Origin of the sequence: Ancylobacter amanitiformis (assembly GCF_030814815.1) — a bacterium.
Lineage (GTDB): Bacteria > Pseudomonadota > Alphaproteobacteria > Rhizobiales > Xanthobacteraceae > Ancylobacter > Ancylobacter amanitiformis.
In genome coordinates, this window is sequence record NZ_JAUSVR010000001.1 from 41,325 (window position 1) to 59,762 (window position 18,438).

The following is an 18,438-nucleotide window of genomic DNA, read 5'->3' on the forward strand; positions in this document are numbered from 1 at the left end:
GACGCGACCGGATCGGCGCGTGCTCCAGCGCCGGATCACCGAGCGGTGCCGTATCGTCATGCAAGACCGTAAATCCCTGGTGCTGGTCGCGCCCGCCTTTGCGTGGCTGACCGCCTTCATGGTCGTGCCCTGCCTGCTGATCCTCGCGCTGGCCTTCTTCCGGCGCGGGATCTATGGCGGTATCGAATATGACATCACCTTCGAGAATTTCGCGATGGTGCTGGATCCGCTCTATGCGCGGATCTTCCTGAAATCCGCGTGGATTGCCGGGCTCGCCGCGCTCATCGCCGCCGTGCTCGGCTATGCCGCCGCCTATGCGATTGCGAGCATGCCGCGCCATCGCCAGCCGGCGCTGCTGTTTTTCGCCATCCTGCCGTTCTGGTCGAACTATCTCGTGCGCACCTATGCGTGGATCGTGCTGCTGAACCGTGAGGGACTGATTGTCGGCATCGCCCGTGCGCTCGGCTTTTCCGGCGAGATGCCGCAGATGCTCTATACCGAGGGCGCGGTGGTGCTGGGGCTGGTCTATAATTACCTGCCCTTCGTCATCCTCGCCGCCTACGCGCCGCTCTCACGGCTCAACCCGGAGATTTCGGAGGCCTCGCGCGATCTCGGCGCCGGGCGCTGGACGACATTCCGCCGGGTGATCCTGCCGATCACGCTGCCCGGCGTCGCCACCGGCTTCGTCTTCGTGTTCGTGCTGTCGATCGGCAATTTCGTCACCCCGGCGCTTCTGGGCGGCGGCCAGTTCCAGATGATCGGCAACCTGGTCTACGACCAGTTCCTCTCCGCCAATGACTGGCCGTTCGGCTCGGCGCTGTCGATGGTGCTGATCGCCGTCATGCTGGTGCTGCTCACGGCGCAGACCTTCGCCAATGAGCGCGCCTCCACCGGCCGCCAGTCCGCGGAGCCGGCCGATGGCTGATCGCCTCAACATGCGGGTGATGCTGCTGATCCTCAGCCTCGTCTTCGCCTTTCTCTACCTGCCGATCTCCGTGCTGGTCGGGCTGTCCTTCAATGCCGGCGGCATGCCCACCGCCTGGACCGGCTTTTCGCTGAAATGGTATGGCGCGCTGTTCGCCAACCGGGACATCCTGCGCGCCGCCGGCAACACGCTGGTCGTCGGGCTGGTCTCCGCCGGCATCGCGACGATCCTGGGCACGCTGCTGGCGATCGGCATCGAAATCCGCCGGCGCAAGGGCCGCTTCCTGGAGACGCTGGTCTTCGCGCCGATGGTCATTCCCGACATCGTGCTGGCGATCGCGCTGCTGAGCTTCTTCTCGCTGCTGGACGTGCGGCTGGGGCTGCACACCGTCATCCTGGCGCATGTGGTGTTCAACCTCGCCTTCGTCTGCGCGGTGGTGCGGGCGCGGTTGAAATCCTTCGACTGGTCGATCGTCGAGGCCTCCGCCGATCTGGGCGCCTCGACGCTCACCACCCTGCGCCGCGTGGTGCTGCCGGCGCTGGCGCCCGCCATCATCGCGGGAGGGCTGCTGGCCTTCACGTTGTCGGTGGACGAGTTCATCATCGCCTTCTTCACCGCCGGGCCCGAGCGTGCCTCGATCACCCTGCCGATGCAGATCTACGCCATGATCCGCTTCGGCGTGACGCCCGAGATCAATGTGCTGGCGACGCTGGTGATCGGGTTTTCCCTCGTCACCCTGGCCCTGTCGCAGCGCCTCAACCGCGGAGGCCTGCCGGGCCAATGACCACGCTGCTTTCCATTCGCAATGTCGAGAAGCATTTCGGCCGGGTGCGCGCCGTCAATGGCGTGTCCCTCGACATTCGCGAGAACGAGTTCTTCGCCCTGCTCGGCTCCTCCGGCAGCGGCAAGACCACGCTGCTGCGCATGCTGGCGGGGTTCGAGACGCTGAGCGCCGGGCAGATCCTGCTGAACGGGCGCGACATTTCCAACGTGGCGCCCAATCACCGCCCGGTGAACCTGATGTTCCAGTCCTATGCGCTGTTTCCGCATATGAGCGTGGCGCAGAACATCGCCTATGGGCTGGAGATGGAGAAGCTGCCCCGCGCCGAGATCCGCGCGCGCGTCGACGAGATCCTCTCCACCATCCAGCTTTCCGCGCTGGCGGCGCGCAAGCCCGAGCAATTGTCCGGCGGCCAGCGCCAGCGTGTGGCTCTGGCGCGCGCGCTGGTGAAGCGGCCGCAATTGCTGCTGCTCGACGAACCGCTCGGCGCGCTGGACAAGAAGCTGCGCAGCGAGATGCAGCTGGAGCTGAAGCGGATCCAGCACCAGTTCGGCATCACCTTCGTGATCGTCACCCATGATCAGGAGGAAGCGCTGGTCATGGCCGATCGCATCGCCATTCTCCAGCACGGCGAACTCGTGCAATGCGCCCCGCCGCGCGAGGTCTATGAACACCCGGCCACCCGTTTCGCGGCCGAATTCATCGGGGTGATGAACTTCATCCCCGTGCAGCGCGACGGCGCAAAGCTGACGGCGGCCGATGGCAGCGCCATCCACGCCGCGATCCCCGAGGGGCTGGGAGCGGACATCGTCGCCGCGGTGCGGCCGGAGCGGCTGCGGCTCGATGCCGAAAACTGCGACAACCGGCTCTCGGGGCGGATCCTCGCCACCGCCTATCACGGGCTCGACCTGCAGGTGCATGTCGCCATCCCCGCCATGGCCAAGCCCATGGTCTGCCGGGTGACGGCGGATGCCGCCGAGGCGCGCGATTTCAAGGCGGACGACATCCTCACCCTCGGCTGGAACAGCGCCGACACGCGCCTGTTCGCCGCCTGACGACCATGACGACGCCCGCAAAGCCAACGCCCGCAAAGGGCGATCCCGACCAGAGGTACCAGCACATGGAACAGAAGACCTTCGCCTTCTTCCCCGAAGCGGCCTTCGGCCCCGCCCTGAACTCCGTGGGCATCGCGCAGGCGGTCACCGCGCTGGGCCACAAGGCGGTGTTCCTGTCCGATCCCGGCTTTGTCTCGGTCTATGAGGGCTATGGCTTCGAGGCGCATCCCGTCGCGCTCTCCGAGCCCATGCCGCCCGAGCAGATGGCCAAGTTCTGGGAAGACTTCATCAATGGCCACATCCCGAACTTCTCGAAGAAGCCGATCGACCAGCTCGACAACTACGTCAAGGAATGCTGGGAGGCCATCGTCTCCAGCGCCACATGGGCGCAGAAGGACCTGCCCGGCGTGCTCGCGCGCATCAAGCCGGACGTGATCGCGGTCGACAACGTGATCCTGTTCCCGGCCATCAAGCAGTTCGGCGTGCCGTGGGTGCGCATCATCTCCTGCTCGGAGAACGAGATCGAGGACGAGGCGATTCCGCCGCATCTGTCGGGCATGGGCGAGCATGACCGGGAAGGCCACGCCGCCTTTCGCGCGAAGTTCAACGAGGTCATCCAGCCGATCCACGACGCGTTCAATGCCTTCCTCGCGGAGAATGACGAAGCGCCGTACCCGCTCGGCCAGTTCTTCGAGGCCTCGCCCTATCTCAACCTGCTGCTCTATCCCGAGCAGGCGAAATACCAGCGCGAGGTGCCGCTCGACCCCGCGCGCTTCCAGTATCTGGAAGGCTGCGTGCGCAAGGACGAGCCCTACACCGTGCCGAGCTTCGGCGCGAACAATGACGGCCCGCTGCTCTACATCTCCTTCGGCTCGCTGGGCTCCGGCGATACCGAGTTGCTGAAGCGGCTGATCGCGTTGGTCGGCAAGACGCGCTATCGCGCGCTGGTCAATGTCGGCGACTACATGGCGAGCTATACCGACGTGCCCGACAATGTGGTGCTCGGCAGCTGGTTCCCGCAGCCTTCGGTGATCCCGCAGGTCGATGCGGTGATCCACCATGGCGGCAACAACTCCTTCACCGAATGCCTCTATTTCGGCAAGCCGGCGATCATCATGCCCTATGTCTGGGACGGGCATGACAACGCGATGCGCGTCGAGGAGACCGGCCATGGCTTCCGCTCCGAGCGCTACGAGTGGAGCGACGCGGAGCTGATCGCCAAGATCGAGGCGTGCCTCGCCGATCCCGCGATCAAGGCCAAGCTCGCTACCACCTCCGCCCACATGCAGAGCTGCGAGGGGCCGAAAAAGGCCGCGCGCCTGCTCACCTCCCTGGTGTGATCGACATGACCAATCTCACGAGTTCCGCGCCGCACATCCACAACGCCACAACTTACGACGACCTCGCGGACTGGGGCGCGCAGCCCGACGCCATCGAGGGCGCTTCCCATTCCACCGGCCGGTTGCTGTTCAAGGGGCCGGGCAACTCGCCGGAGACCGGCATCTGGGTGTGCACGCCCGGCCGCTGGAAAATCGCCGTGCCGCGCGACGAGTTCTGCCACTTCGTCTCCGGCCGCGCCCGCTACACCTCGGTGACTGGTGAGGTGACCGAGGTCGAGGCCGGCACCTGTGTCGTCTTCCCCGCCGGCTATGAGGGCGAGGCCGAGGTGATCGAGACCATCCGCAACATCTACATGCTGGCCTGAGAGGGAAGAACAATGAAAACGCCCGTGATGAGGAATCCCCTCGACATCACCGATGTGGTCGATTGGGGCATCATCCCGACCATGATCGAAGGCCAGTCCCATGTATCGGGCCAGGTGCTGCACAAGGGGCCGAACGGCCAGTCCGAATGCGGGCTGTGGATCTGCACGCCGGGCAAGTGGGACTGCCACGTCACTTCGGACGAGTTCTGCCATTTCCTGGCGGGGCGCTGCACCTATGTGCATGAGAGCGGTGACGTGATCGAGATCACCCCCGATACCGCCGCCTTCTTCCCCAAGGACTGGAAGGGCGTCTGCACGGTCCATGAGACCATCAAGAAGGTCTACATGATCCGATGATGCCGGCCGTGACCTGCCGCCCCCGCCTCGATCCGCCGGGCATCACCTTTCTCACCCGCCTCGGCCAGTCCGGCGTGCCGCTTGTGGCGCTGCCGGGCGACGCCTCGGCCCGCCGCTACCATCGGCTGGCGGGGGCCGGCCTGCTGCTGATGGAGGACCGCACCGATCCGCAGGGCTTCGCCTCCTATGTCCGCGTCGCGCGGCATCTGAACGGGCTCGGCCTGTCGGCGCCGCGCGTCGAGGCGACGGATCCGGTGCATTGCCTGGCGCTGATCGAGGATTGGGGCGACGCCACCTATGCGCGGCGCCTTGGCGAAGGCCGGTCGGAAGCGGAACTCTATGGCGTGGCGGTCGACGCATTGGCGCATCTGCACCGCGCGCCCAACGGCCCGGCGGTCGCGCAACCGCGCTACGACCACGCGACATGGCTGGATGAGTTGCGCCTGTTTGCCGACTGGTTCGCCCCGGCCATCGCCCCGGATCTGGACCGCGAGGGTTTCCCCGCGCGCTTCCTCGCGCTGTGGGACGACGCGTTGCGCCCCGTCTGCGACCGGTTCGAGACGCTGGTGCTGCGCGATTTCCACGTCGACAACCTGATGGCGCTGGAGGATCGCGCGGGCGTGCGGCGCTGCGGCCTGCTGGATTTTCAGGACGCGGCCCTGGGCCCGCGCGAATACGACCTCGTCTCGCTGCTGCAGGATGCCCGGCGGGATCTCGCGCCGGGGCTGGAGGAGGCCATGCTGCAACGCTACATCGCCGCGCTCCCTTCGGGCCCGGGCGGCGAGGCGGCGATCCGCGCGCGCTATCATCTTCTCGGCGCCCAGCGGCACGCGCGCATCGCGGGCGTGTTCGTCCGCCTCTGCCTGCGCGACGGCAAGGCGCATTACCTCGCATGGCTGCCCCGCGTTCTCGGGCAGCTGGAGGCGGCACTGAAGGCCGCCGGACTCACCGCCATTGCCGACCTGCTTGCCGTGGAACTGCCCGACTGGCGCGCCCGCGGCGTGGCGATGGCACGGCGTCTCGGCGCCGCCGGCACGCTCGCTTGAAGGAAGACCGAATGTCCAGCTCCGCGATCATCGACCCCGCCATGCCCGATCCCGCCATGCCCGATCTCGCCAGCCCGCGTTACTACCTCGCCCCCGGCCTGCGCCTGTCCGCCGGCCCCACGCATCGCGTGGTCGACCCGGCGACGCTGGAGGAGGTCGGCGCCCGCGCCGAGGTCACGCCGGACGAAGTCGTCGAGGTGCTGGCGCGGGTGAATGCGGCGCAGAAGCTGTGGAACCGTACCGACGCCAAGAGCCGGGCGCGGATGCTGCACCAGCTCGCCAACCGCATCGAGACCGCCGATTTCACCGAGTGCGCCATCCTGATGAGCCGCGAGATGGGCAAGCCCTATCCCGAGGCCATCGGCGAACTCGCCAATGTCGCGCCGATCTTCCGCTATTACGCCGAGATGGCGCGCGACGATGCCGGCAAGATCGCCGGCACCACGCAGATCGGCTCGACCCAGTACGCCCGCTACGAGGCGCTGGGCGTCTCGGTCCACATCATGCCGTTCAATTTCCCCATCCTCCTGATGTGCTGGACGGTCGCGGCCTCACTCGCCGCCGGCAATGGCTGCATCGTCAAGCCGGCCGAGGCGACGACGCTCTGCACGCTGGACTTCATGAAGGTATTCGACGAACTGCCGGCGGGGCTGGTCGCCTGCCTGCCGGGCGGGGCGGAGGTGGGCCGGGCGCTTGTCGACAGCGAGCGCACGCATGCCGTCGCCTTCACCGGCTCCGTAGCTGCGGGCCGTGCGGTCGCGATGGCGGCGGCCTCCCGGCTGAAACCGGCGGTGATCGAGGCCGGTGGCTCCGACCCGATGATCATCGCCGCCTCGGCGCCGCTCGATGTCGCGGCGGCGGGCGCGGTGACGGGCGCCTTCCACATGTCCGGCCAGGTCTGCACCTCCACCGAGCGGATCTATGCGGTGGACGCCATCCATGACGATTTCGTCCGCGCCTTTGTCGCCCGCACGAAACAGCTGCGCATCGGCAACGGGCTGGAGAGGAACGAGATCGGCCCGCTGGTCGCCAAGGCCGCGCGCGACAAGGTGATGCGCCTTGTCGCCGACGCCGTGGCCAAGGGCGCGCGCGTGGAGTGCGGCGGGCGCATCCCCGAGGGGCTGGAGACCGGCTGGTTCTATGCGCCCACCATTCTGACCGGCTGCACGTCCGACATGGAGATCCTGCACGAGGAGACCTTCGGCCCCGTCGTCGCGGTGTGCCGCGTGGCGGATTTCGATGCGGCGGTGGCGGCCGCCAATGACAGCCCGTTCGGCCTCGGCGCCTCCATCTTCACGACCTCGCTGGAGGAGGCCATCGAGGCCTCCGAGCGGCTGGAGGCCGGCATGGTCTGGGTGAACAACCCGATGATCGACAATGACGCCCTGCCGTTCGGCGGCTGGAAGGCCTCCGGCATGGGCCGCGAACTGGGCCGGCAGGGTCTGGATGCCTTCCGGCGCTCCAAGATGGTGGTGATGGATCACAAGCCGCAGATTCACGGCTGGTGGTATCCCTATCCCGATGACTGGTTCCTCGATCGCGCGGGAACCGGCGGTCGCAAGCATGTCTGAGAAGGTCCGCGCCATGCACAGGACGCAGCTTTATATCGACGGCGCCTTCGCCGATGCGGAAGCCGGCGGTACGTTCCTCGCCATCGATCCCGCCACCGAGCAGGCCTTTGCCGAGGTCGCGGCCGGGCAGGGCGCCGATATCGACCGTGCCGTGCGCGCGGCGCGGCGCGCTTTTGACAGCGGCGCGTGGTCCGGCCTCTCCGGCACGGTGCGCGCCGGCCATCTCCGCCGGATCGCGCAGGGGCTGCGCGACCGGCTGGCGGAGATCGCGGCACTGGAAGTGCGCGACAATGGCAAGCCGCTTCCCGAGGCGGAATGGGACGTGGGCGATGCCGCCTTCACCTTCGACTATTATGCCGGCCTCGCCGAGGCCGAGGACAGCCGCCCGGACGAGGAGGTCGATGTCGGCGATGCGCGCTTCCTCGCGAGCATCGCCCGCGAGCCGCTGGGCGTGGTGGGCGCCATCACACCGTGGAACTACCCGCTGCTGATGGCGGTGTGGAAGGTGGCGCCCGCGCTGGCGGCGGGCTGCACCATCGTGCTGAAGCCTTCCGAAATCTGCTCCCTCTCCTGCGCCACGCTGGCGCAGATCATCCATGCCGCCGGCCTCCCGCCCGGTGTGTTCAACCTCGTGACCGGCACCGGCCCGGAGGCGGGGCAGCCGCTCGCCGATCATCCGCTCTGCGACAAGATCGCCTTCACCGGATCGGTGGCCACGGGCCGCAAGGTGATGATGGCGGCGGCGGCCGGCATCCGCACCGTGGCGCTGGAACTTGGCGGCAAGTCGCCCTTCCTCGTCTTCGCCGATTGCGACATCGAGAAAGCCGTCGAGTGGATCCTGTTCGGCATCTTCTGGAACAAGGGCGAGGTCTGCTCCGCCACCTCCCGCGTGCTGGTGGAGCGCAGCCTCTATCCGCGCCTGCTGGCACGGCTGAAAGAGGCGGCGGAGGCGATCCCCATCGGCGCGGGGCTGGAGCCGGGGGTGAAGCTCGGGCCCATCGTCTCCCGCGGGCAGTACGAGAAGATCCTCGCCGCCATCGCCTCCGGCAAGGCGTCCGGCGCGCGGCTGGTCTCGGGTGGCGAGCGGCCGGCCGGCCGGCCGACGGGATATTTCCTGCAACCCACCATCTTCGCCGACGTGCCTGTTGAGGCCAGCATCTGGCGGGAGGAGATCTTCGGCCCGGTCGTGTGCGTCAACCCGTTCGACACCGAGGAGGAGGCGCTCGCGCTCGCCAATGACAGCGCGTTCGGCCTCGCCGGCGCGGTCATGTCGGACGATCTGGAGCGCTGCGAGCGGGTGGCGCGCCGGCTGCGCGCCGGCATCGTCTGGATCAACTGCTCGCAGCCCACCTTCGTCCAGCTGCCCTGGGGTGGCACCAAGACCTCCGGCATCGGCCGCGAACTGGGTCGCGCCGGTTTTGAGGCCTATTTCGAGACGAAGCAGATCACCCGCTTCGATCCGGCCGAGAGCTGGGGCTGGTATCTCGCGGGTGGCCAATGACCGCCCGCCCGACGCACGCGATCGCCGCCATCGTGCTGGCCGCCGGCAAGGGCAGCCGCATGGGATCGGAGCTGCACAAGGTGCTGCACCCGCTCCGGGGCAAGCCGATGCTCGGGCACCTGCTCGACAGTCTCGCCCATATCGATGCCGCGCGCATCGTGCTGGTGGTCGGCGCCGGGCGCGAGCAGATCGAGCGTGCCTATCCCGATACGCCGAAGGTCGTGCAACGCGAACAGCGCGGCACGGCCGATGCGGTGCGCACGGCCGAGGCGGAGCTGGGCGATTTCCCCGGCACGGTGCTCATCCTCTATGGCGACGTGCCGCTGATCGCGCCCGCCACGATGCGCACGCTCTGCGCGGCGGTGGCGGGAGATGCCGTGCTCGCCGTGCTGGGCTTCCGCCCCGGTGATACCCGCGCCTATGGCCGGCTGGTCACCGCGCCCGATGGCGGCCTCGCCCGCATCGTCGAGCATGCGGATGCCAGCGAGGAGGAGCGCCGGATCGACCTGTGCAATTCCGGCGTCATGGCGGTGCGGGGCGAGGTTCTGTTCCCCTTGCTGGCGCGCGTGGGCTGCGCCAATGCCAAGGGGGAATACTATCTCACCGATATCGTGGCGCTGGCGCGCGGCGATGGGCATCGCGTCGCCATCGTCGAGGCGGCGGAGCTTGAGGTGAGCGGCGTCAATTCGCGTGAGGAACTCGCCGCGCTCGAAGCCCGTCTCGCGGATGCCGCCTCATGAGCGAACACGGCCCCTCGCTAGCGGGCATCGCCCTGCGCCCCTACTGGTTCGACACCGTGCCGCCCGAGCCGGCCCGCCCGGCGCTGGCCGGCGATCTGCGCGTCGATCTCGCCATTGTCGGTGGCGGCTTCACGGGCCTGTGGACGGCCCTGCAGGCGCGCAAGCGCGACCCGCAGGCACGTATCGCGCTGGTCGAGGCGGGCCGCACCGGCAATGCCGCCTCCGGGCGAAATGGCGGCTTCTGCGCGCCATCCATCTCGCACGGGGTCGGCAATGCGCTGCGCCGCTGGCCGCGGGAGGCGGAGACGCTGGTGCGGCTCGGCCGCGAAAATCTCGACGGTTTCGCGCAGGACGTCGCCGCGCACGGACTGGCCATCGAATTCGAGCGCGCGGGCAAGCTGACCCTCGCCGCGACGCCGTGGCAGGTGGAGGGGCTGAACGCCATGGCGGCCAATTATCGCCGCTTCGGCATCGCGGGCGAGCGGCTCTCGGGCGACGCGCTGGCGGCAAAGCTCGACAGCCCGGTCTATCGGGCCGGGTTTTTCGAGCCCAATTACGCGCTGGTCAACCCGGCGAAAACCGTCGCGGAACTGCGCCGCGTGGTGCTCTCGCTCGGCGTTGACATCCACGAGCAAACCCCCGTCACGGCGCTGCGGCACACCGGTTCGGGCATCGAGCTGGTCACGCCGGGCGGGGTGATGCATGCCGCGCGGGCCGTGCTGGCGACCAATGCGGCGGTGCCGCTGCTGGCGAGGCTGAAGCCGGCGGTCATCCCCATCTACGACTACGCCATCATGACCCGCCCGCTCGACGCCGACGAACTGGCCGCCATCGGCTGGACCGGGCGCCATTCGGTGGCCGATAGCGGCAACCAGTTCCATTACATCCGCAAGACCGCCGATAACCGCATCCTGTGGGGCGGCTATGATGCCGTCTATCATTTCGGCTCGCGCCGCGACGCCGCCTTGCTGGACCGGGCGGAGAGCTATGACCGGCTGGCACGCCATTTCCGCCGCGCGCTGCCCCCGCTCGCTCATGTGCCGTTCACCCATGCCTGGGGCGGCATCATCGACACCTCGGCCCGCACCACGTTCTTCGCCGGGCTCGCCTTCGGGGGACGGCTCGCCTATGCCATGGGCTTCACCGGGCAGGGCGTCTCCGCCAGCCGCTTCGCCGCGCGGACGATGCTCGACCTGCTGGCCGGGGAGGAGACCGAGCGCACGCGGCTCGCCATGCTGCGCAGGCGGCCCTTTCCCTTCCCGCCCGAGCCGCTGCGCTGGCTCGGCATAAGCTGGGCGCAGGCGGGGTTGGCCAGCGAGGACCGCACCGGGCGGCGCTCGCGATTCAACCGGCTGCTCGATGCCTTCGGCGTCGGTTTCGATTCATAGGAGGTGCCCGCCATGGGAGAGCTCACAATGTCCCCCCGCCATGTCATCGCCTTCGACCCCGACACCGTGCCCGCGCGCGAAATCCTGACCGATGACCCGGCCGTGGTCGACACGCCGTTCCGCGCGGAAAGCTGGCGCCATTTCACCCATGCCGAGAAGGGCGCGCTGGCCGGCATCTGGCAGGCGGGGCCGCATCTGGAGCGCGTCGACTGCGATTATGACGAGATGTGCCACCTGCTGGAAGGCGAGGTGCGCCTGACCGATGCCGAGGGCCATGCCCGCATCTTCGGGCCGGGCGACAGCTTCATAGTGGCGCGCGGCTTCAAGGGCACGTGGGAGAACCTGTCCCATGTGCGCAAGGTGTATTTCATCCTGACCTGACCCATCCCGGCCGAACAGGGGCCGCCATCGCCCGCGCCACTGGCGGGGCGATGGCGGCTCACGCATCGCGTGAGGGCTCGATCGACGTGGAAACCGCCTCAGGCGGGCGCGGCTGCTCGCCCTTGAGGAACATGTCCCACGCATAGTCGAAGAATGTGGCGCGGGCAGTGGCGTCCGCCAGCCCGTCAAAGCCCAGCAGCGCCTCCTTGAGGGACCAGCCGGTCAGCATGCCGCTCAGGGCGCGCATCGCGGTATCCGTGTCGAGATCGCTCCGCAGCTGGCCGGCACGGGACGCGTCGATGAGCAGCTGGCGCGTCAGGTCCTCGATCGGCCGCATCACATTGTCATGCACCCAGACGGCGAGTTCGGGAAAGCGCGACGCCTCGATCAGCAGAATGCGGTAGATGGCGACGACGGACGGCTGCGTCACCACGTCCAGCGTGGCGCGACACGACAGTTTCAGCTGCACCAGCGGATCCGGAGACAGTTTCTGCGCGTCGACATGGGACTGGGTGAGCACGTCGCCCAGGCTTTTGACGACCGCGAAAAACAGCGCGTCCTTCGAGGGATAGCGCCGATAGATCGTGAGCTTGCCGATGCCGGCGACCGCCGCGATCCGCTCGATCGATGTCCCGGCAAATCCATGCGTGACGAACATCTCGGCCGCGACTTCGAGCACGCGTCGATCCAGCTCCATCGCGCGCTGCGGATCGGGGCGGCCGGTTTTTCTCACAATGTCCGCCTCTCGCATTCGGTCCTCGCCTTGTTTCAGGTTGCCCGCCGGTTGACCCGGCTTCAAGGAAATATTAATAGAACGATACGGTACCGTTCAATAACACATATCTTCCGTTCGCGAACGAATCCGGTGGTTTTTCCCAACGCGCCCGAAACCCGATGAGAATGCAGATGGCAGTCTGGCAGACTGGACGATGGCCCACGAGAGGAGGGGCCGCCTGCGCGATCGCGCTTCTGGCCGCCTCGCTCGCGGCCTGTGGCGACGACAAGGCACCCGCCGCCACGGCGACGCTGCCGGTGGAGACCGAAACGGCGGTGCTGGCCCCCGTCACCAATACGGTGTCGCTGACCGGCGAGGTCCGCGCCCGCGTCGAGAGCGACCTGTCCTTCCGGGTCGCCGGCCGCATCGCGACGCGCCTTGTCGATGTCGGCGACACCGTCGCGGCCGGTCAGGTTCTGGCCACGCTGGAGACCACCGAGCAGGCCGCCGAGGTCGCCTCCGCCACCGCCGGCGTGCAATCGGCCGAAGCCACGCTGCGGCAGGCGACCAGCGCCTTCGAGCGGCAGAAAGAACTCATGAAGAGCGGGTTCACCACCCAGTCCAGCTACGACAATGCCAGCCAGGCGCTCACGGCGGCCGACTCGGCGCTGAAGACGGCGCAGGCCAACCTCTCCACGGCGCAGCAGCAGCTCGGCTACACCTCGCTGCGCGCGGATTCGGCGGGCACCATCACCACCCGCGATGCCGAAGCCGGACAGGTCGTCGAGGCCGCGCAGGCTGTCTTCACCCTCGCCCATGACGGGGCGCGCGACGCGGTGTTCGACATCGATGAAGCCCTGCTGACCGACGAGCTGAAGGACAAGACGCTGACCATCACCCTCTTGTCCAATCCGGCGATCCGGGCCCTGGGCAAGGTCCGCGAGGTCGCGCCGACCATCGATTCCACCACGGGCACGCTGCGCATCAAGCTCGCCATACAGGACCCGCCGCCGGAGATGGGGCTCGGCACGTCGGTGGTCGGGGTCGGCCGCTTCCAGTCACGCGAAGTCGTGACCTTTCCCTGGCAGGCCTTCTTCTCGCAGGGCGACAGCCCGGCCGTCTGGGTGGTCGATCCGGCCAGCCGGACGGTGTCGCTACGCCCGGTTGTCATCGATAGCTATCGCAGCGGCAAGTTCGTTCTGCGCAGCGGCGTCGCGCCCGGCGAGAGCGTGGTCACAGCCGGCGCGCAATTGCTGCGCCCCGGGCAGGTCGTCGTCCCCCGGCCGGCGGAAGGGCAGGCGCTATGAAACACTCCCCCATTGTTTTCCTCATCCTGGGCAGCCTCGCGCTTGCCGGCTGCAAGGCCGAGGGCGAACAGGCCGATGCCGCGCCGCCCCCGCGCCCGGTGCTCAGCGTGCTCGCCGAGCCGGCCTCCGAGCGCACGACCGGCTTCGCCGGCACGGTACAGCCGCGCTACCAGACCGAACTCGGCTTCCGCGTGCTCGGCCGCGTCATCACCCGCAATGTCGATGTCGGCGATCGCGTCAAACCGGGGCAGGTGCTGATGCAGCTCGATCCGATGGTGCTCGATCTCGTCGTGCGGACCCGCGAGGCCGATCTCGCCACCGCGCTCGCCCAGCTGTCGAACACCACGGCGGCCGAGACGCGTAGCGAGACGCTGCGCGACAAGAAGGTGGTCAGCCAGGCCGAATTCGAGAACACGCTGCAGGCCCGCGAGGCCGCAGCCGCCTCGGTGGAGCAGGCCAAGGCGGCTCTCGCGAAAGCCCGCGAGCAGCGCAGCTATGCCACGCTGAGCGCGGATGTCGACGGCATCGTCGTCTCCATCGACGCCGAGGTTGGCCAGATCCTCGCGCCGGGCCAAAAGGCCGTCACCGTCGCCCGCACCGATGAGCGCGAAGCGGTGGTCGATCTTCCCGAGGAGGTGGCACGCACGCTGTCGAGCGACACCCGCTTCACCGTGGCGCTCCAGTCGGCGCCATCGGTCGCAGCCATCGGCACGGTGCGGGAGATCGCCCCGCAGGCCGACGCGACCACGCGCATGCGGCGGGTCAAGATCACCCTCGACAATCCGCCCGAGGCCTTCCGGCTGGGCGCGACGATCTCGGCGACGCCTGTCGATGCGGGGGGTGATCGTTCCATCGAATTGCCGCTCTCGGCCGTGCTGGAGCGCGATGGGGCGCCGCGCGTGTGGGTGGTGGATTCCGCCACGCGGACGGTGAAGACCGTGCCCGTGGTCATTGCCCGCCGGGATGACGCCAGCGTGCGCATCGCCGAGGGGCTGGACGTGGGCGCCCGCGTGGTGATCGCCGGCGTGCACAGCCTGACCGAAGGCCAGCCCATACAGATAGACGAAAAGGCCAGCCAGTGAAGACGTTCAACCTTTCCGACTGGGCGCTGCGGCACCGTTCGCTGGTCTGGTATTTCATGCTCGTCTTCTCGCTGGCGGGCCTGTTCTCCTTCTTCAATCTCGGCCGCGCCGAGGATCCCGACTTCACCATCAAGACGATGATCATCCAGGCCAGCTGGCCCGGCGCGTCGGTGGAGGACACGGTCAGCCAGATCACCAACCGGATCGAGAAGAAGCTCGAGGAGCTCCCCTCCTTCGACTACGCCCGCAGCCTGAACACTCCGGGTGCGACGACGATCTTCGTCAATCTGCGCGACACGACCAAGGCCAAGGATATTCCCGATATCTGGGTCAAGATCCGCAACATGATCGGCGATATCCGCAGCCAGTTCCCCGAAGGCGTGGTCGGGCCGTTCTACAATGACAGCTTCGGCGACGTGTTCGGCAATATCTACGGCTTCACCGCCGATGGCCTGAGCCAGCGCCAACTGCGGGACTATGTCGAGGAGATCCGCACCAAGATCCTCACCGTGCCCGATGTCGGCAAGGTCGATCTGATCGGCGCGCAGGACGAGGTGATCTATCTCGAATTCTCGACCCGGCAGATCGCCGCGCTCGGCATCACGCAGAAGATGATCATCGACACGCTGCAGGCGCAGAATGCCATCTCGCCATCCGGCGTCATCGAGGCCGAGGGCGAGCGCATCAGCATGCGCGTCGGCGGCCAGTTCGCCTCGGAGGACAGCCTCCGGGCGATCAACCTGCGCATCAATGATCGCTTCTTCCGGCTGGGAGACGTCGCCACCATCCGCCGCGGCTATGTCGACCCGCCGTCCGCCTTGTTCCGCGTCAATGGCGAGCCGGCGATCGGCGTCGCCATCGGCATGAAGCCGAACGGCAATCTGATGGCGTTCGGCGAGGCGCTCAAGGCCGAGATGGCGCGGATCGAGCAGGAACTGCCGATTGGCATCGGTGTGCACCTCGTGTCGGATCAGCCGGAAATCGTGCGCGACGCGATCGGCGGCTTCATCCAGGCGCTGGTCGAGGCGGTGGCCATCGTGCTGCTCGTCAGCTTCGTCAGCCTTGGCATGCGCGCGGGCCTCGTGGTGGCGGTGTCCATCCCGCTGGTGCTGGCCATCACCTTCGTGGTGATGGAGTTTTCCGGCATTTCCCTGCAGCGCATCTCGCTCGGCGCGCTCATCATCGCGCTGGGACTGCTGGTCGACGACGCGATGATCGCGGTGGAAATGATGGTGGCGCGGCTGGAGATGGGCGACCCCATCGAGAAGGCCGCCACCTATGTCTACAGCCACACCGCCTTTCCCATGCTCACCGGCACGCTCGTGACCGTGGTCAGCTTCTTTCCGGTGGCGCTGAACAACAGCAATGCCGGCGAGTTCACGTTCACGCTGTTCGTCGTCATCGCGGTCTCGCTGATCGTGTCGTGGCTGGTGGCGGTGCTGTTCGTGCCGCTGCTCGGCGTGACCATGCTGCCGAAGACGATGAAGGGCCATCACGACCAGCCCGGTCGGCTGACGCGGGGGTTCGGCGCGCTGCTGCGCCTGTGCGTGCGCTGGAAATGGATGACCATCGCCGCCACCGTGATGATGTTCGGCCTGTCCATCTTCGGCATGGGCTTCGTGCAGCAGCAGTTCTTCCCGTCCTCCGACCGCACCGAAGTCATCATCGACTGGACGGCGCGGCAGAACACCGCGATCACCGAGACGCTGGCGCAGATCGAGCGCTTCGAGACGACCGCGCTGGCCGGCGATCCCGATATCGACCACTGGTCCTCGCATATCGGCGAGGGCGCGCCGCGCTTCCTGCTCTCGCTCGACGTGCAGCCGGCCAGTCCCAATTTCGGCCAGATCATCATCGTCACCAAGGACATCGCGGCGCGCGAGCGGCTGCGGGCCAAGCTGCGGCCGATCCTCGACCGTGACTTCGTCGGCATCGATGCCTTCGTGCACCTGCTCGATATCGGACCGCCGGTCGGCCGCCCGGTGCAGTATCGCGTCAGCGGGCCCGATATCGCCACGGTGCGCGAACAGGCGCAGAAACTGGCCAGCGCCATCGGCCAGAATGCCGGCCTCGCCGATATCGTCTATGACTGGAACGAACCTGCCCGTGTGCTGAAGATCGACGTCCTGCAGGACAAGGCGGCCCAGCTCGGCGTCACCTCCGAGACGGTCGCCACCACGCTGAACGGCCTTGTCGGCGGCTCCGCCATCACGCAGGTGCGCGACGACATCTATCTCGTCGACGTCGTCGGCCGCGCGCAGGAGAATGAACGCTCCTCGCTCGATACCCTGCAGAACCTGCAGATCCAGACCAGCAGCGGCAAATCGGTGCCGCTCGCGGCCATCGCCAACATCCGCTACGAGTTCGAGCAGCCCATCGTCTGGCGGCGGAACCGGCTGCCGACCTTGACCATCAAGGCGGCGATCAACGGCAATGCCCAGCCGGCAACCGTGGTCGCCGCGCTGGAGCCGGCGGTGAAGGCGGTGCAGGCGCAACTGCCGGCCGGCTACCACATCGCCGTTGGCGGCGCGGTGGAGGAAAGCGCCAAGAGCCAGGGGCCGATCCTCGCCGTCGTGCCGCTGATGCTGCTCACCATGGCGACCATCCTGATGATCCAGCTGCAGAGCTTCCAGCGCCTGTTCATGGTCTTCATCGTCGCGCCGCTGGCGTTGATCGGCGTTGTCGCGGCCCTGCTGCCGAGCGGGGCGCCGCTGGGCTTCGTCGCCATTCTCGGCGTGCTGGCGCTGATCGGCATCCTCATCCGCAACTCGGTCATCCTGGTGGTGCAGATCGAGGAATTGCGACACGAAGGGATGGATGGCTGGTCCGCCGTGGTGAAGGCGACCGAACACCGCATGCGCCCCATCCTGCTCACCGCCGCCGCCGCCAGCCTCGCGCTGATCCCCATCGCGCGCGAGATCTTCTGGGGCCCGATGGCCTACGCCATGATGGGCGGCATCATCGTCGGCACCGTGCTGACGCTGCTCTTCCTGCCGGCGCTCTATGTGGCGTGGTTCCGGCTGAAGGAGCCCGCACCGGAATAAGCGACCACGCCGGGCGGGAGGCGGCGCGCCATCCCCGCCCGGCGTGTCGACGAAGACAGCGCCGAGCGCGGTGTGGCCGCAGATGAACAGCCGCTCGCGCATGGCGCCGCCGGACACCGGGTTGCCCGCCCGCTCCGGCGCCCGCTCCACGCTCGACCACTGGCCTTCTCACCGGGCGAGAGCCGGCTCTACATCCCCGATTTCGCCGGCATCGGATGCCGGCACGGCCCAGCCACGGCGACGCGGAATCGAAGCTGGGGCCGATCTGTATGGCGGATCGGCACTTCCCGCGAAGCGACGCCCTGGGAACGGCCTGAACTCGAACCCGTTACCCGCGACGTTTGGCAAAAGGTTCGGCACCGACATGGGCCGAGATGTCGAGCGGCCACGCGAGGGTACGCACGCGCGCCGCATGCACCTCGGATGCACGTCGGGCGGCTGCGCCATTGCCCATCAAGCGGTTCCGACAGCCGGCTCACCATGCCGCCACGCATCATCCCGCCTCTCTGCTTCGCAGGTGAAGCACAGATCCTTCAAGCGCGGCAGCGGACCGTATCCACCGGAACGCCGCCATTCAGTCGGCACGCCAGCTCGAAGCTGTATTTTATGGGATATAAAAAGGCTGGTATCGCCAATTTTTGGACCATTTCCAGGGAAGTCATACCGAAAATCCCGTATACATGTTTCACGCACGGATATATGTTATATGCCTGATGGCGCGCACATTTTGTGCCATGCAGCAAATACAGTTTTTCGAACTGACAATAATATACGCCAGCTAAATTCAACTCAAATACCTCTCGCGATCCTCGAAACAACGCACATAACTTTCGGATCCCT

General features: G+C 67.4%; 16 protein-coding genes. 15 read left to right on the forward strand and 1 reads right to left on the reverse strand.

Annotated elements, in window-relative coordinates; all coding sequences use genetic code 11:
- The first annotated feature begins 58 nt into the window (after positions 1 to 58).
- From QOZ99_RS00175 to QOZ99_RS00230, 12 genes are all read left to right on the forward strand, one after another.
- A complete protein-coding gene (locus QOZ99_RS00175) occupies positions 59 to 925 on the forward strand; it encodes an ABC transporter permease (protein WP_306888419.1) in 867 nt (288 codons plus the stop codon).
- Entirely contained in the window at positions 918 to 1,709 is a 792-nt protein-coding gene (locus QOZ99_RS00180) for an ABC transporter permease (RefSeq protein WP_306887844.1), read from the forward strand. Before QOZ99_RS00175 ends, QOZ99_RS00180 begins: the two co-directional genes overlap by 8 nt.
- Positions 1,706 to 2,761: an ABC transporter ATP-binding protein gene (locus QOZ99_RS00185; protein WP_306887846.1), complete on the forward strand. Its 1,056-nt coding sequence runs from the start codon at positions 1,706 to 1,708 to the stop codon at positions 2,759 to 2,761. The genes QOZ99_RS00180 and QOZ99_RS00185 overlap by 4 nt, the downstream gene beginning before the upstream one ends.
- Positions 2,762 to 2,826: 65 nt before the next feature.
- Positions 2,827 to 4,101, forward strand: a complete 1,275-nt coding sequence (locus tag QOZ99_RS00190) for a nucleotide disphospho-sugar-binding domain-containing protein (protein ID WP_306887847.1) — start codon at positions 2,827 to 2,829, stop codon at positions 4,099 to 4,101.
- Positions 4,102 to 4,106: 5 nt separating this feature from the next.
- Positions 4,107 to 4,466 (forward strand): cupin domain-containing protein, encoded by a 360-nt coding sequence (locus QOZ99_RS00195; RefSeq protein WP_306887848.1) that lies wholly within the window; start codon positions 4,107 to 4,109, stop codon positions 4,464 to 4,466.
- Between the two features lie 12 nt (positions 4,467 to 4,478).
- On the forward strand, positions 4,479 to 4,823 hold the full coding sequence (locus tag QOZ99_RS00200) for a cupin domain-containing protein (protein WP_306887849.1): 345 nt from the start codon (positions 4,479 to 4,481) through the stop codon (positions 4,821 to 4,823).
- 8 nt (positions 4,824 to 4,831) lie between these two features.
- On the forward strand, positions 4,832 to 5,869 hold the full coding sequence (locus QOZ99_RS00205) for an aminoglycoside phosphotransferase family protein (protein ID WP_306887850.1): 1,038 nt from the start codon (positions 4,832 to 4,834) through the stop codon (positions 5,867 to 5,869).
- Positions 5,870 to 5,880: 11 nt separating this feature from the next.
- Complete coding sequence (locus tag QOZ99_RS00210) at positions 5,881 to 7,440, forward strand: aldehyde dehydrogenase family protein (protein WP_306887851.1); 1,560 nt, start codon at positions 5,881 to 5,883, stop codon at positions 7,438 to 7,440.
- Entirely contained in the window at positions 7,433 to 8,941 is a 1,509-nt protein-coding gene (locus QOZ99_RS00215) for an aldehyde dehydrogenase family protein (RefSeq protein WP_306887852.1), read from the forward strand. The genes QOZ99_RS00210 and QOZ99_RS00215 overlap by 8 nt, the downstream gene beginning before the upstream one ends.
- Positions 8,938 to 9,681 carry an NTP transferase domain-containing protein gene (locus tag QOZ99_RS00220; protein ID WP_306887853.1) on the forward strand — a complete coding sequence of 248 codons (744 nt, stop codon included), beginning with the start codon at positions 8,938 to 8,940 and terminating at the stop codon, positions 9,679 to 9,681. Before QOZ99_RS00215 ends, QOZ99_RS00220 begins: the two co-directional genes overlap by 4 nt.
- Positions 9,678 to 11,069, forward strand: coding sequence for an NAD(P)/FAD-dependent oxidoreductase (locus QOZ99_RS00225; RefSeq protein WP_306887854.1), 1,392 nt, complete (start codon positions 9,678 to 9,680; stop codon positions 11,067 to 11,069). Before QOZ99_RS00220 ends, QOZ99_RS00225 begins: the two co-directional genes overlap by 4 nt.
- A 27-nt stretch (positions 11,070 to 11,096) precedes the next feature.
- Entirely contained in the window at positions 11,097 to 11,450 is a 354-nt protein-coding gene (locus QOZ99_RS00230) for a cupin domain-containing protein (RefSeq protein WP_306887855.1), read from the forward strand.
- A gap of 58 nt (positions 11,451 to 11,508) precedes the next feature.
- Here the strand turns inward: QOZ99_RS00230 and QOZ99_RS00235 are convergent, their stop codons facing one another.
- Positions 11,509 to 12,129 carry a TetR/AcrR family transcriptional regulator gene (locus QOZ99_RS00235; protein WP_306887856.1) on the reverse strand — a complete coding sequence of 207 codons (621 nt, stop codon included), beginning with the start codon at positions 12,127 to 12,129 and terminating at the stop codon, positions 11,509 to 11,511.
- Between the two features lie 227 nt (positions 12,130 to 12,356).
- Here QOZ99_RS00235 and QOZ99_RS00240 point away from each other — a divergent pair, with 227 nt between their 5' ends.
- From QOZ99_RS00240 to QOZ99_RS00250, 3 genes are read left to right on the forward strand one after another with little or no spacing between them, the layout of a single operon-like run.
- Positions 12,357 to 13,472 carry an efflux RND transporter periplasmic adaptor subunit gene (locus QOZ99_RS00240; protein WP_306887857.1) on the forward strand — a complete coding sequence of 372 codons (1,116 nt, stop codon included), beginning with the start codon at positions 12,357 to 12,359 and terminating at the stop codon, positions 13,470 to 13,472.
- On the forward strand, positions 13,469 to 14,554 hold the full coding sequence (locus QOZ99_RS00245; protein ID WP_306887858.1) for an efflux RND transporter periplasmic adaptor subunit: 1,086 nt from the start codon (positions 13,469 to 13,471) through the stop codon (positions 14,552 to 14,554). The genes QOZ99_RS00240 and QOZ99_RS00245 overlap by 4 nt, the downstream gene beginning before the upstream one ends.
- Positions 14,551 to 17,598, forward strand: a complete 3,048-nt coding sequence (locus QOZ99_RS00250; protein ID WP_306887859.1) for an efflux RND transporter permease subunit — start codon at positions 14,551 to 14,553, stop codon at positions 17,596 to 17,598. The genes QOZ99_RS00245 and QOZ99_RS00250 overlap by 4 nt, the downstream gene beginning before the upstream one ends.
- Positions 17,599 to 18,438: the final 840 nt, after the last annotated feature.